Annotated in this window: 13 protein-coding genes; 8 read left to right on the plus strand and 5 right to left on the minus strand. The window is 70.6% G+C overall.

Going from position 1 to position 13,009, the window contains the following annotated elements; all coding sequences use genetic code 11:
• The first annotated feature begins 149 nt into the window (after positions 1–149).
• The 6 genes from ACGFY5_RS13300 to ACGFY5_RS13325 are packed head-to-tail and all read left to right on the plus strand — an operon-like array spanning position 150 to position 6,173.
• Positions 150–977, plus strand: a complete 828-nt coding sequence (locus ACGFY5_RS13300) for an STAS domain-containing protein (protein ID WP_392719851.1) — start codon at positions 150–152, stop codon at positions 975–977.
• A 1-nt stretch (position 978) separates the two neighbouring features.
• A complete protein-coding gene (locus tag ACGFY5_RS13305; RefSeq protein WP_392719852.1) occupies positions 979–1,392 on the plus strand; it encodes an STAS domain-containing protein in 414 nt (137 codons plus the stop codon).
• Positions 1,393–1,400: 8 nt separating this feature from the next.
• Complete coding sequence (locus ACGFY5_RS13310) at positions 1,401–1,817, plus strand: anti-sigma regulatory factor (protein WP_392719853.1); 417 nt, start codon at positions 1,401–1,403, stop codon at positions 1,815–1,817.
• Entirely contained in the window at positions 1,805–2,875 is a 1,071-nt protein-coding gene (locus ACGFY5_RS13315; protein WP_392719854.1) for an ATP-binding protein, read from the plus strand. Before ACGFY5_RS13310 ends, ACGFY5_RS13315 begins: the two co-directional genes overlap by 13 nt.
• Entirely contained in the window at positions 2,872–4,599 is a 1,728-nt protein-coding gene (locus ACGFY5_RS13320; RefSeq protein WP_392719855.1) for an ATP-binding protein, read from the plus strand. Before ACGFY5_RS13315 ends, ACGFY5_RS13320 begins: the two co-directional genes overlap by 4 nt.
• Entirely contained in the window at positions 4,596–6,173 is a 1,578-nt protein-coding gene (locus tag ACGFY5_RS13325) for a SpoIIE family protein phosphatase (RefSeq protein ID WP_392719856.1), read from the plus strand. The genes ACGFY5_RS13320 and ACGFY5_RS13325 overlap by 4 nt, the downstream gene beginning before the upstream one ends.
• Here ACGFY5_RS13325 and ACGFY5_RS13330 read toward each other — a convergent pair.
• Positions 6,159–7,310 carry an acyl-CoA dehydrogenase family protein gene (locus ACGFY5_RS13330; RefSeq protein ID WP_392719857.1) on the minus strand — a complete coding sequence of 384 codons (1,152 nt, stop codon included), beginning with the start codon at positions 7,308–7,310 and terminating at the stop codon, positions 6,159–6,161. The two genes, ACGFY5_RS13325 and ACGFY5_RS13330, sit on opposite strands and share 15 nt — an antisense overlap.
• Complete coding sequence (locus ACGFY5_RS13335) at positions 7,307–8,158, minus strand: 3-hydroxybutyryl-CoA dehydrogenase (RefSeq protein ID WP_392719858.1); 852 nt, start codon at positions 8,156–8,158, stop codon at positions 7,307–7,309. Before ACGFY5_RS13335 ends, ACGFY5_RS13330 begins: the two co-directional genes overlap by 4 nt.
• Positions 8,159–8,231: 73 nt before the next feature.
• On the opposite strand from ACGFY5_RS13335, the gene ACGFY5_RS13340 reads away from it, so the two are divergent.
• Positions 8,232–8,918: a TetR/AcrR family transcriptional regulator gene (locus ACGFY5_RS13340; protein WP_392719859.1), complete on the plus strand. Its 687-nt coding sequence runs from the start codon at positions 8,232–8,234 to the stop codon at positions 8,916–8,918.
• A gap of 3 nt (positions 8,919–8,921) precedes the next feature.
• Here ACGFY5_RS13340 and ACGFY5_RS13345 read toward each other — a convergent pair whose 3' ends face one another.
• Positions 8,922–9,284, minus strand: a complete 363-nt coding sequence (locus tag ACGFY5_RS13345) for a winged helix-turn-helix transcriptional regulator (RefSeq protein ID WP_392719860.1) — start codon at positions 9,282–9,284, stop codon at positions 8,922–8,924.
• A 49-nt stretch (positions 9,285–9,333) separates the two neighbouring features.
• Here ACGFY5_RS13345 and ACGFY5_RS13350 point away from each other — a divergent pair, with 49 nt between their 5' ends.
• Positions 9,334–10,197 (plus strand): aldo/keto reductase family oxidoreductase, encoded by an 864-nt coding sequence (locus tag ACGFY5_RS13350; RefSeq protein WP_392719861.1) that lies wholly within the window; start codon positions 9,334–9,336, stop codon positions 10,195–10,197.
• Positions 10,198–10,241: 44 nt separating this feature from the next.
• On the opposite strand, the gene katG is transcribed toward ACGFY5_RS13350, so the two are convergent.
• Both katG and ACGFY5_RS13360 read right to left on the minus strand, forming a co-directional pair.
• Positions 10,242–12,509 (minus strand): catalase/peroxidase HPI, encoded by a 2,268-nt coding sequence (katG, locus tag ACGFY5_RS13355; RefSeq protein WP_392719862.1) that lies wholly within the window; start codon positions 12,507–12,509, stop codon positions 10,242–10,244.
• Between the two features lie 44 nt (positions 12,510–12,553).
• On the minus strand, positions 12,554–12,979 hold the full coding sequence (locus tag ACGFY5_RS13360; RefSeq protein ID WP_392719863.1) for a Fur family transcriptional regulator: 426 nt from the start codon (positions 12,977–12,979) through the stop codon (positions 12,554–12,556).
• Positions 12,980–13,009: the final 30 nt, after the last annotated feature.

Below are 13,009 nucleotides of genomic sequence, written 5' to 3' on the forward strand. Positions count from 1 at the left end.
GCGTAGCGCGGGCCGCTCGTGAACACAACACGGTGAGTCGTCACTCACACACGATCGGACGCACCACGTTGGTTCGCTCCCGTCCTCTGTCATAGTTGCCGGGGTCGTCGTCACCGATGGCCAGGTACCTCGCGGATCGGAGCTCACGGATGTCCTTACCCCACTCGCCACAGGGCCTCGTGCCCGTCCTCGCGGACGACCCGGAGGGCATTGTCGACGAGTGGTCCGCGGTCGTCGCGGACAGCCTTCGTGGACGCGTGAGCCGCGCCGAGGTCCGTGCCGAGCTGGCCGACCTCTACCGGGCGCTGCGTGCGGGCCTGGACGACGCTGCCGACACCGCTTCGTTCGGCGAGTTGCGCGCACTGCTGTCTGAGTTGTCCCGTGCCCGGGCGATCCAGGGCTTCTCCCCGCGCGAGACCGCGGTGAGCGTCTTCGCGCTCAAGGAGGTCGTCAGCCGCCGCGTCGGGAGCGACTTCCCGCTTCCTGAGTTCCTCGATTTCTCCCGCCTGATCGACGACCTGGGCCTCCAGACGTTCGAGGCGTACTCGGAGGCGCGCGAGCAGGTCATCGCGGAGCAGGCCGAGCAGCTGCTGGAGCTCTCCACGCCGGTCGTGAAGCTCTGGGACGGCATCATCGCGGTGCCGCTCGTCGGCACGCTCGACTCGGCGCGGGCGCAGGCCGTCATGGAGCAGTTACTCGAGGCCCTCACCAGCAGCAACGCCGACTACGCGATCATCGACATCACCGGCGTTCCCGCGGTGGACACGCAGGTCGCGCAGCACCTGCTCAAGACCGTGATGGCCGCCCGCCTCATGGGCGCCGAGGCCATCATCTCCGGCATCCGGCCCCAGATCGCCCAGACGATCGTCGCGCTCGGCATCGAGTTCGGCGACATCGCGACCAAGGCCAGCCTCGCCGACGCGCTGTCGCTGGCCCTGCGTCGCCAGGAAGCGAACCGCGCGGCGGCCGGTGCCTGACGTGGACGCCATCCCGATTCTCAAGCTCGACGACGTCCTGTTGCTCTCGATCCAGGTCGACCTGTCCGACCAGACCGCGTTGGCGATGCAGGACGCGCTGGCCGAGCGGATCACGGCCACCGGCGCGCGGGGTGTCGTCATCGACATCACCGCGCTGGAGATCGTGGACTCGTTCATCGGCCGGATCCTCGCGACCACCGCGTCGGTGTCCCGGCTGCTCGACGCCGACACCGTTGTCGTCGGGATGCGACCCGCGGTCGCGATCACGCTCGTCGAGCTGGGGTTGTCGCTGGGTGAGGTGCGTACCGCGCTGAACCTGGAGAAAGGCCTCGCGCTGCTGCGCCGGGCCTGGGCGGCGGGCGCGGATCCGTCCCGGTCGATCGCGCCGCTGCTGCGCGCACCCGAGAGCCAGTGAGACCGGCCGTGACCCTCCCGGCCACCGGTCAACCGCAGCGGCTCCCGATCGCGTCCGACGAGGACGTGGTGCGGGTGCGTCAGCTCGTCCGGTCCGTCGCGGTGGCGGCCAAGCTCTCGCTCATCGACCAGACGAAGCTCGTCACCGCGGCGAGCGAGCTGGCCCGCAACACGCTGCTCTACGGCGGCGGCGGCTCCGCGGAGGTCACCGCGGTCCGGAACGGCCTCAAGCGTGGCGTCCGCGTCGTGTTCTCCGACGATGGTCCCGGCATCGCCGACATCGACCTGGCGATGACCGACGGCTGGACCTCCGGTGGAGGGTTGGGCCTCGGGCTGTCCGGTTCCCGGCGTCTGGTCGACGAATTCGACCTCGACACCGAGGTCGGCCGGGGAACCCGGATCACGGTGGCCAAGTGGAGCCGTTGATCGGGGCGGAGGTTCTCTGGATCCCCATCGACGACACGAGTGCGGTCGGCGCCGCCCGCCGCATGGCAACCGGTCTGGCGACAAGAGCCGGCTTCGGCGAGACCCGCTCCGGCGAGCTGGCGATCGCGGTCACCGAGCTGGCCGGTAACCTGCACCGTCACGCCCGCGACGGTGCGGTGGCGTTACGGCTCACCCGCCCGTACCTGTCGACCGACGACAGCGGCGAGGCGGCCGTCGAAGTGATCGCGCTGGACGCCGGGCCCGGCATGGAGGACTTCGAGACGCATCTGCGGGACGGGTACTCCACCGGCGGCACGCTCGGCGTCGGTCTCGGCGCTGTCACCCGGCTGGCGTCGACGCTCGACGCCTGGTCGCAGGCCGGGCGCGGCACCGTCGTCGTCGCGCGGTTCGGCGCCGCGCGCCGCCCGTTCACCCGGATCGGCGACCCGGCACCGGTCGGCACCGAGCTCGCTGCCGGGCTCACCCGGTCGATCGCCGGGGAGACCGCGTGCGGTGACGCCTACGCGGTGCGGCGCACCGACGACGGCGTGGTGGCGGTGCTGTGCGACGGCCTCGGGCACGGCCCGCTGGCCGCCCGTGCCGCCCAGCGTGGCGTCGAGGTGTTCCTGGATTCCGCCGAGGTGGACGTGACCGCGCTGGTCACCCGTCTGCACCGCGAGCTGCGGCCGACCCGCGGCGCGGCGATCGGCGTCGTTCGGCATGACGTCGATCGCGGGCTCGTGCAGTTCGCCGGGCTCGGCAACATCGCCGGCGCGGTGGTACCGATCGCGCGGTCCGGCGAGCGCAGCCGCCACGTCACGTCGATGCCGGGCATCGCCGGGCATCAGGCCCGCACGATCCGGTCGTTCGACTACCCGGCCGACGACAGCACGCTGGTCGTGCTGCACACCGACGGCGTGAGCACCCGCTGGTCGCTCGACGGACAGTGGGCCCTCACCCGCCACGACCCGCTGGTCATCGCTGCGGCCCTGATGCGCGACGCCGCTACCCGCCGCGACGACGCCGGTGTCCTGGTACTGAAGGCCAACCCGCGATGACCGACGACGTCGTCCTGCGCGTCCACCTCCGCGGCGAAGCGGACGTGTTCGCGCTCCGGCACAGCGGACGCTCGGTCGCCGCGGCCGTGGGCCTGGACGCGTCCGACCAGACCCGGGTCGCCACCGCGCTGAGCGAGGTCGGCCGGGTCCTGCTCGCCGAGCCCGCGGCCGTCACCACGCTGTTCCGGGCCACTCCCCGCGCGCTGAACATCGAGCTCTCCGGCGTCACCCACCGGACGCTCGCCGACGTGCGCGAACGCCCGGGACCGGACGGACTGGCCGGCGCCGCCCGGCTCGTCGACGACCTGCGCGTCGTGCAGGACGCAACACTCGTCACGATCACGCTGGTCAAGACGCTGCGGACCCCGCCGAACCCGGCGAAGGTGCGCGCCGAACTCGCCGCCCTGCGTCCGACGACCCCCGCCGACGAACTCTGGCGGCAGAACCAGGACCTGCTCACCGCTCTGGACGAGGCCGAACGAAGCCGGGACGCGCAGATCCGCATGAACGAGGAGTTGGAGGAGACCAACCGCGGTGTGCTGGCGCTGTACAACGAGCTGACCGAGGAACTGGAGCACACGAACCAGGGTGTGGTCGCTCTCTACGCCGAGCTGGAGGACCGCTCCCAGCTCCTGCGCGAGGCCAACGACGCCAAGACCCGCTTCCTCCGGCACGTCAACCACGAGCTGCGCGCCCCGGTGAATTCGATCCTCGGGCTGGTCCGCGTGATGACGTCGGTGGCCGACCCGCCGTTCTCCGCCGAGCAGGAACACCAGATCGAGCTCGTCGGACGTTCCGCGGCCGACCTGCTGCGGATGGTGAACGACCTGCTGGACCTCGCGAAGGCCGAGGCGACCCGGATCCAGCCGTCCTGGGAGCCGGTGGACCTGCGTGTCCTGCTCGGGCAGCTGCGCGCCGCGCTGGCCCCCGCGCACTCCCGCCCGGACGTGACGCTCGCGGTGGCCGACCCCGACCCGCCACCCAGCATGGTCAGCGACCCCCTGCTGCTCACCCAGGTCCTGCGCAACCTGACGACGAACGCGCTGAAGTACACGGTGCGCGGCGACGTGCGCCTGGACGTGCGGACCGACGCCGACACGATCACGTTCGTCGTCACCGACACCGGCATCGGGATCGCGGCCGACCAGCAGGAACGCATCTTCGAGGAGTTCTACCAGGTGCCCGGCGCGCTACAGGCCCAAGTGGGCGGCACCGGCCTCGGTCTGGCGCTGGTCCGCCGCCTGGTGACGGCCCTCGGCGGTGAGCTCGACCTGCGCAGCGCGCCCGACGACGGCACCACGGTCACCGTCGTGCTCCCCCGCGAGCCGCAGCGGCCGACCGACGAGGTTCCACCGGCGAGCGAAGGCCCCACCCGCATCGTCGTGGTGGACGACGACCCCACGTTCCGGCGGGTGCTGCGCTCCGCCCTGGACGCCCTGGACGGCGACGACCGGGAGATCGCCGAGGTCGCCGACGCCCGCGAGGCGCTGCCGGTGATCGCGCGGGTACGCCCGCACGTCGTCTTCCTCGACCTGCGGATGCCCGGGGTGAGCGGCGAGGAGATCCTGGCCGGGCTGCGCGCCGACCCGGCGCTGGCCACCACCCCGGTCGTCGTCGTGACGTCGGAGCCCAGCTGGGCGCCCTCCGACGACCCGTACGTCACCGTGCTGTCGAAGACCAGCCTCGACGTGGACGCCGTCGCCGAGGCGGTCCGCCGCTCGTGACCGCTCCGGAACGCGCCGCCACGATCCTCGTCGTCGACGATGCCGCGGCCAACCGCTACGTCCTCGGCACCTGGCTGCGCCGGGCCGGGCACCGCGTGGTGGAGGCGGCGACCGGCGGCGAGGCCCTCGCCCGGGTGGACGACACCGACGTCGAACTCGTCTTCCTCGACGTCAACCTGCCGGACCTCGACGGGTTCACCGTCTGCGACCGGATCAAGAACAACCCGGCGGCAGCCGGTGTCCCGGTCGTGTTCGTGTCCGCGACGTCGGTCGACGTCACCGACCGCACCCGGGGTCTGTCCGAGGGCGCCGACGCGTACCTGACCGAGCCGATCGACCCCGACGAGCTCGTCGCCACCGCCCACGCCATGCTGCGCTACTCACGGGCACGCCAACGCGCCGAGCGGCTGGCCCGCCGGCTGGCGCTGCTGGCCGAGGCCACGCTGCACATCAACGCCGCGCGCTCGGTGGAGGACGTCCTGACCGCGGCGGCGAGCGGTGCGGCCACCGTCTTCGACGCACCGGCGGTGGCCAGCGCGGTCGACCACGACGGCGAGGGCATCACGGTGGCCGCGTCCGAGGGCCGCTCGCAGGTATGCCGTCACCCGGCGGTCGGTGGGCAGTCCGAGGAAGGCGTCCACGTCGTGACGGACCCGCCGCAGCACTGGCTTCAGGCCCTCGACTCGACCGATTCGGACACCCCGTGGCTGGCGTCCGTCGTCCCCGCGCGCCCACGGCGCACGCCCACGGCCGTGGCGCTGCTCCGGCAGGGCAAAGCGCACGAGGACGAGGACGGCGACCTGCTCAGCCAGCTGGGTCAGGCCACCGCGCTCGCCGTCGACGCACTGCGGTCCTACGCCGAGGAGCGCACTGTCGCGCTGACGATCCAGCGCAGCCTGCTCCCCCGTGACCTGCCGCGGGTCCGGGGCGCGCAGGTCGCGGTCCGGTACGTGCCGGCGATCGCGACGGCCGAGATCGGCGGTGACTTCTACGAGATCGCCGACCTCGACGGGCGTCTGCTCGTCGCGATCGGGGACGTGGTCGGCCACTCGCTGCGCGCGGCCACCGTGATGGCCGAGGTGCGCCACGCGCTGCGGGCGTACGCGGTGGACGGCCACGGACCGGCCGAGATCCTCGCCCGCCTGGACGCGATGCTGCAGCGCTACCACCCCGGGACGCTGGCCACCGTGCTGCTGCTGACGGTCGACCCGGCCACCGGTACCGCAGTCGCCGCCAGCGGGGGTCACCTACCGCCGCTGCTGTCCACCGCGGCGGACGCGGAGTACGTCGACGTCCGGGGCACGATCCTCGGCGTCGGCGCGCCGCACCGGCCGGAGGTGACGTTCACGATCCCGGACGGCGGCAGCCTCGTCCTGGTGACCGACGGCCTGGTCGAGATGCGTGGCGTGGCCATCGACGAGGGCATGGAGCAGCTGCGCCGGCTGTCCCTGCCCGTCGACGTCGATCTGGAGAAGTTCTGCGACCGGGTGCTCAGCGTCCTCGCCGAGAGCCGCGGCGAGGACGACATCGCGCTGCTGGTGCTGCGCCGGGACGCCGGACTAGCGGAGCAGTGACCGGGCAGCCACCAGGCGCTGGATCTGATTGGTGCCCTCGTAGATCTGCGTGATCTTCGCGTCGCGCATCATCCGCTCGACCGGGAAGTCCTGCGTGTACCCGGCGCCACCGAGCAGCTGCACGGCGTCGGTGGTGATCTTCATGGCCGTGTCGGAGGCGTGGCTCTTCGCCGCCGCACCGAAGAACGACAGGTCCTCGTCGTTGCGCTCGGACTTGGCCGCCGCCACGTACACGAGCTGCCGCGCGGCCTCCAGGCTGATCGCCATGTCGGCCAGCATGAACTGGATGGCCTGGAACTCGGCGACGGCCTTGCCGAACTGCTTGCGTTCCTTCACGTACTCGGTCGCCACGTCCAGCGCGCCCTGGGCGATGCCGACGGCCTGCGCACCGATCGTGATCCGCGTGTGGTCCAGCGTCCGCAGCGCGATCTTCAGGCCCTCACCCACGTCACCGACGCGCCGGTCGTCCGGGATCCGCACGTTGTCCAACAGCACTTCGCGCGTCGGGGATCCCTTGATCCCCAGCTTCCGCTCCGGTGCTCCGAAGCTCACACCCACATCGTTCTTCTCGACGACGAACGCGGTGGCGTTCGCCCCGCGCCGACCGTCCGGATCGGTGATCGCGAGCACCGTGTAGTAGTCCGAGACGCCGGCGTTGGTGATCCACGCCTTGACCCCGTTGAGCACCCACTCGTCACCGTCGCGGGTCGCCCGGGTGCGCATCGACGCGGTGTCGCTGCCGGCCTCGCGCTCGCTGAGTGCGTAGGAGAACGCCGCCTCGCCGCGGGCCAGCGGCGGCAGGTAACGCTGCTTGACCTCCTCGGACGCGCCGAGGATGAGCGGCATGCTGCCGAGCTTGTTGACCGCCGGGATCAGCGACGAGGACGCGCAGCCCCGCGCCACCTCCTCGATGATCAGGCAGACCGCGAGCGCATCGGCGCCGACGCCCTCGTACTCCTCGGGGACGTGGGCGGCGTGGAAGTCGCCGGCCACGAGGGCCGCGTGGGCCTCCCTGGGGTACGACGCGGTCGCGTCCACCTCGGCGGCGTGCGGGGTGATCTTGTCCGCGACCAGGTCACGCACGGCGGCGCGGAGGTCCTGGTGGTCGTCGGAAAGCCGGAACAGATCGAACGTCATTTTTTGTCCTCGTAAGCGTAGAAGCCACGGCCGGCCTTCCGGCCGAGCAGCCCGGCGTCGACCATCCGCGACAGCAGCGGCGGCGGGGCGTAGAGCGGCTCTTTGAACTCGGCGTAGAGCGACTCGGCGACGGCCTTCACCGTGTCGAGGCCGATCAGGTCGCAGAGCGCCAACGGGCCCATCGGGTGGGCGGCGCCGCGCACCATGCCCTGGTCGATGTCGTCGGCGGTGGCGAACCCCGACTCCATCATCCGGACCGCCGAGAGCGTGTACGGGATGAGCAGCGCGTTGACGATGAACCCGGCCCGGTCCTGGGCGACGATCACGTGCTTGCCGAGCGAGCCGGCGATGAAGTCGCGGGCCGCATCGGCGACGTCGGGGTCGGTGAGCAGGCTCGGCACCAGCTCGACCAGGTTCAGCACCGGCACCGGGTTGAAGAAGTGGATGCCGACGACGTGCTCGGGGCGGGAGGTGGCCACGCCGAGCCGCATGATCGGGATCGACGACGTGTTCGACGCCAGGATCGCGTCGGGCGACTCGACGATCTTGTCCAGCTGTTCGAAGATCGCGACCTTGGCGGCCTCGTCCTCCGCGACCGCCTCGATGACCAGTTCGCGGTCTGCGAGGTCGTTCAGGTCGGTGCTGAATCGGATGCGTGCCAGCACGCTCTCGGCGTCGTCGACCTTCCGGCGCGCCGCCGAGCGCTGCAGAGAGGTGGCCAGGCGCTTCTGTCCGCGTTCCAGGGCGTCGTCGCTCGTCTCGACGACGATCACGTCGAGGTCGGCCAGCGCGCAGACCTCGGCGATGCCGGACCCCATCAGCCCGCAGCCCACGATTCCGACTCTCATGCGACCTCCTGGTACTCGGTTCCGCTCTATGGTACTCAGTACCATGCTTTCTGAATAACGGGGAGGTGTTGCGATGGTCAACGAGTCATCGCGTGAACGGCTGACGGCAGCGGCGTTCGCGCTGTTCGAGGAACAGGGATACGAGCAGACGACGGTCGAGGACATCGCCGCGCGGGCCGGCGTCGGCCGGACGACGTTCTTCCGGGCCTTCGGCTCCAAGGACGACGTGATCTTCCCCCACCACGAGTCGCTCGTCGTCGCCGTGCGTGACCGCCTCAACGCGGCCGCGCCCGACGCCGGGGTGCCCGCGATCGTCGAGGGCGCCCGATTGGTACTTACCCACTACCTCGACGAGGGCGACCTGGCCCGGGCCCGCTACCGGCTGACCCGCACGGTGCCCGCACTGCGTCAGCGCGAAATCAGCGGCATGCAGCAGTACCAGCGGCTGTTCCGCGCCTTCATCGCGGAGCGAGGGCTCAGTGCCGCATCACGCGGCATCGGCGGGGACCCCCTGCACGCGGAACTGCTCGCGAACGCCGTCGTCACGGCACACAACTATGTGCTGAGGCGTTGGCTGCGCGACGTGGGCGCAGATCCCCTCGCCGAGTTCGACCGCGCGATGGCCGACGTCCTGCGCCTGTTCGGCGGCGGCTCGTCCGCCACTACCGACGACCGCGCCGCCGTCGTGGTCTTCCGTTCGCAACGCGATCTCGACGCCGTCCTGCCGAGCATCCGACTCGTACTGGACGTGTCCGAATAACGCTCAGCGGTGGTCGTACTCCTCCCGGCGCGCGAACACGTCGTCCATGTGGTTCTCGGCCCAGCTCTTCACGCCGCGGACCGCGAGGACCAGCGACCGTCCGAGATCGGTCAGCGCGTAGGTGACCGTGACCGGCACGGTCGCCTCCACGGTGCGGGTGACCAGCCCGTCCCGCTCCAGCGCGCGCAACGTCTGCGTCAGCATTTTCTGGCTGACCCCGTCCAGCGTCCGGGCCAGCTCCGAGTAGCGCATCTCGCTGCCGTCCAGCGCGCACAGGGTGAGCGTGGACCACTTGTCGGAGATGCGGTCCAGCAGCTGGCGGCTCGGGCACTGCGCCGAGAACGCGTCGTACTGAGTGTTACGCACTTTGAGGTGCCTACTTCCCGATGGAGAGTTACCGAGTAATAGTAGACGCATGACAGAACTTCCCGGTGGAACATGGAACCTGGGCGACGACCTGACCGTCACCCGCTTCGGCTACGGCGCGATGCAGCTGGCCGGGCCGTGGGTGATGGGGCCGCCCGCCGACCGGGCCGGTGCGCTCGCCGTGCTCCGCGAGGCGGTCGCGCTCGGCATCACCCACATCGACACGTCGGACGCCTACGGGCCGTACGTCACCAACGAGCTGATCCGCGAGGCGTTGGCGCCGTACCCCACGGCGCTGCACGTCGTCACCAAGGTCGGCGCGCGCCGGGATGCGGACGGCGGCTGGCCGACGGCCCGGGACCCCGAGAGCCTGCGACGGCAGGTCGACGAGAACCTCGAACACCTCGGCGTCGACGTGCTCGACGTCGTCAATCTGCGACTGGGCGACGCCGGCGGACCGGTGGCCGGACCGGTCGCGGAGGCGTTCGAAACGCTCGTCGAGCTCCAACGGCAGGGCCTGATCCGGCACCTCGGGGTGAGCAACGCGACCGCCGAGCAGGTCGCCGAGGCCCGGTCGATCGCGCCGATCGTCTGCGTGCAGAACCTCTACAACCTGGCGAACCGCCAGGACGACGAGTTGATCGACGCGCTCGCCGAGGACGGGATCGCCTACGTGCCGTTCTTCCCGCTGGGCGGGTTCAGTCCGCTGCAGTCCGAGGCGCTTTCGGCGGTGGCGACCCGGCTGGGGTCGACGCCGATGTCCGTGGCGCTCGCGTGGCTGCTGCAGCGCTCGCCGAACATCCTGCTGATCCCGGGCACGTCGTCGGTCGCGCACCTGCGGGAGAACGTCGCCGGCGCAGGGCTCGTCCTGTCGGCGGACGACGTCGCCGAACTCGACAAGATCGGCCGATAGCAAACGGGCCCGGCCGGATGGCCGGGCCCGTGCTTCTGGCTATCTCAGGCGATGTCGAACCGGTCGAGCTCGGCGACCTTCGTCCACGCGGCGACGAAGTCCTTGACGAACTTGTCCCGCGCGTCCTCGCTCGCGTACACCTCGGCGAGGGCGCGCAGCTGCGAGTTCGAACCGAAGATGAGGTCGACCGCGGTGGCGGTCCACTTCAGCTCACCGGTGGCGACATCGGTGATGTCGTAGACGTTCTCGTCGCTCTCCGACGCCTTCCACTTCGTCCCCGGCGACAGCAGGTTGACGAAGAAGTCGTTGGTGAGGACGCCCGGCTTGTCGGTGAAGACACCGTGCTTCGCGCCACCGGCGTTGTTGCCCAGCACCCGCAGGCCACCGATGAGTGCGGTCATCTCCGGCGCGCTGAGGTTCAGCATGTACGCGCGGTCGACGAGGAGCGTCTCCGGCTGGAGCTTCTCGCCGGACCGCAGGTAGTTGCGGAAACCGTCGGCCCGCGGCTCGAGCACCGCGAACGACTCGACGTCGGTCTGCTCCTGCGTGGCGTCGGTGCGGCCCGCGCGGAACGGCACGGTCACGTCGACGCCGGCGTCCTTCGCGGCCTTCTCGATCGCGGCGTTTCCGGCCAGGACGATCAGGTCGGCGACCGAGATCTGCGCGCCGCCCGCGGCGTTGAACTCCGACGCGATGCTCTCGAGCTTCTCGATGACCGCGCCGGTGCCCTCGTTCACGGCCCAGCTGCGCTGCGGCTCGAGACGGAGACGGGCACCGTTGGCGCCACCGCGCTTGTCGGTGGCGCGGTAGCTCGCAACCGACGCCCACGCGGTCCGCACGAGCTCGGAGACGCCCAGCCCGGAGTCGAGCACCTTCGCCTTGAGCGAGGCCACGTCGGAGTCGCCGACCAGCTGGCCCTCGGCGGCCGGCACCGGGTCCTGCCACAGCTGCGGCTCGGCGACCCAGGGGCCGAGGAAGCGGCTGACCGGGCCCATGTCACGGTGCAGCAGCTTGTACCAGGCCTTGGCGAACGCCAGCGCGAACTCGTCCGGGTTCTGGAGGAACCGGCGCGAGATCTTGTCGTACTCCGGGTCCATGCGCAGCGACAGGTCCGTCGTGAGCATCGTCGGACGGTACTTCTTGTTCGCGTCGTACGGATCCGGGATGATCTCGTCGGTCGTCTTCGCCACGTACTGCTTGGCGCCGCCGGGGCTCGTGGTGAGCTCCCACTCGTAGCCGTACAGGATCTCGAAGAAGCGGTTGCTCCACTGGGTCGGCTTGTCGGTCCACGTGACCTCGAGGCCGGACGTGATCGCGTCCTTGCCCTTGCCGCTCTCGTAGGTGCTCAGCCAGCCGAGGCCCTGGGCCTCGATCGGCGCGCCCTCGGGCTCGGCGCCCACGTGGTCGTCGGCGATGCCGGCGCCGTGGGTCTTGCCGAACGTGTGACCACCGGCGATGAGGGCGACGGTCTCCTCGTCGTTCATCGCCATGCGGCCGAACGTCTCGCGGATGAAGTGCGCGGCCGCGATCGGGTCCGCGCTGCCGCGGGGGCCCTCGGGGTTGACGTAGATGAGGCCCATCTCGGTGGCGCCGACGTCCTCGGCCATCTCCGAGTCGGAGACGTAGCGCTCGTCACCCAGCCAGGCGTCCTCGGGACCCCAGAAGATCTCCTCCGGCTCCCAGGTGTCGACGCGTCCGAAACCGAAGCCGAACGTCTTGAAGCCCATCGACTCCAGGGCGACGTTGCCGGCCAGCACCAGCAGGTCGGCCCACGAGATCTTCTGGCCGTACTTCTGCTTGACCGGCCAGAGCAGGCGGCGGGCCTTGTCGAGGTTGGCGTTGTCGGGCCAGCTGTTCAGCGGGGCGAACCGCTGACCGCCGTCGCCCGCGCCACCGCGGCCGTCGCCGATGCGGTACGTACCCGCGGCGTGCCAGCTCAGGCGGATCATCAGGCCGCCGTAGTGACCGAAGTCCGCCGGCCACCAGTCCTGCGAGGTGGTGAGGACCTCGGTGATGTCGCGCTTGAGGGCCTCGACGTCGAGCTTCTTGAATTCCTCGGCGTAGCTGAAGTCCTCGCCCAGCGGGTTGACCTTCGACGAGTGCGCGTGCAGCACGGTCAGGTCGAGGCTGTTGGGCCACCAGTCCCGGATGGTGTGCGGGCGGCCACCGGTCTTCGGCGTCGGCGAGTCGATCGCCGGGTTCTCGCTCTCGCTGCCGTGCGAGGTCACCGAGTCGTGCGCGACCGGGCAACCGGACGCGGCCTTCTGGTCTACGCCTTGCGCGCTGGAGGGAGCGTTGTCTGGGGAGCTCATCTGCTTCCTTCCGAACTGCGGGGTTTGCTGGGCTCTGCGTCTAGCTAGGCACTACGGCTTGTCGAACAATCGGGGCAGATACCCCAAAAGACGACCTCCGCCTCATCGATCACAAAACCATGGTCGTCCGAGGCAGTGAGACAGGGGGCATGGCCGACGGCGCAATCGACGTCGGCGATCGTGCCGCAGGAACGGCACACGATGTGGTGGTGGTTGTCGCCGACCCGCGATTCGTACCGGGCGGTGGCCCCGGCCGGCTCGATCCGCCGCACCAGCCGTGCGGTGGTGAGCGCGTGCAGGACGTCGTACACCGCCTGGCGCGAGACAGTGGGGAGTTCCTCCCTGACCAGCGCGAAGACCGTGTCGGTGTCCACGTGCGGATTGCCGTGCAGCGCGGCCAGCACCGCGAGGCGGGGACGGGTCACACGCAGCTCGGCCGTCCGCAGCTGAGCTACGAAGTCGGGCGTCACGGAGCGAAACCCTAGTCCCCTTTTCTGGAC

It is taken from the genome of Cryptosporangium sp. NPDC048952, from assembly GCF_043197895.1.
In the GTDB taxonomy this organism is placed as follows: Bacteria; Actinomycetota; Actinomycetes; order Mycobacteriales; family Cryptosporangiaceae; genus Cryptosporangium.

Coding starts and splice junctions, on each gene's coding strand:
- ACGFY5_RS13320 (WP_392719855.1), top strand. CDS start 2,872: ATGACCGACGACGTCGTCCTGCGCGTCCACCTCCGCGGCGAAGCGGAC.
- ACGFY5_RS13340 (WP_392719859.1), top strand. CDS start 8,232: ATGGTCAACGAGTCATCGCGTGAACGGCTGACGGCAGCGGCGTTCGCG.
- katG (WP_392719862.1), bottom strand. CDS start 12,509: ATGAGCTCCCCAGACAACGCTCCCTCCAGCGCGCAAGGCGTAGACCAG.
- ACGFY5_RS13335 (WP_392719858.1), bottom strand. CDS start 8,158: ATGAGAGTCGGAATCGTGGGCTGCGGGCTGATGGGGTCCGGCATCGCC.
- ACGFY5_RS13330 (WP_392719857.1), bottom strand. CDS start 7,310: ATGACGTTCGATCTGTTCCGGCTTTCCGACGACCACCAGGACCTCCGC.
- ACGFY5_RS13350 (WP_392719861.1), top strand. CDS start 9,334: ATGACAGAACTTCCCGGTGGAACATGGAACCTGGGCGACGACCTGACC.
- ACGFY5_RS13300 (WP_392719851.1), top strand. CDS start 150: ATGTCCTTACCCCACTCGCCACAGGGCCTCGTGCCCGTCCTCGCGGAC.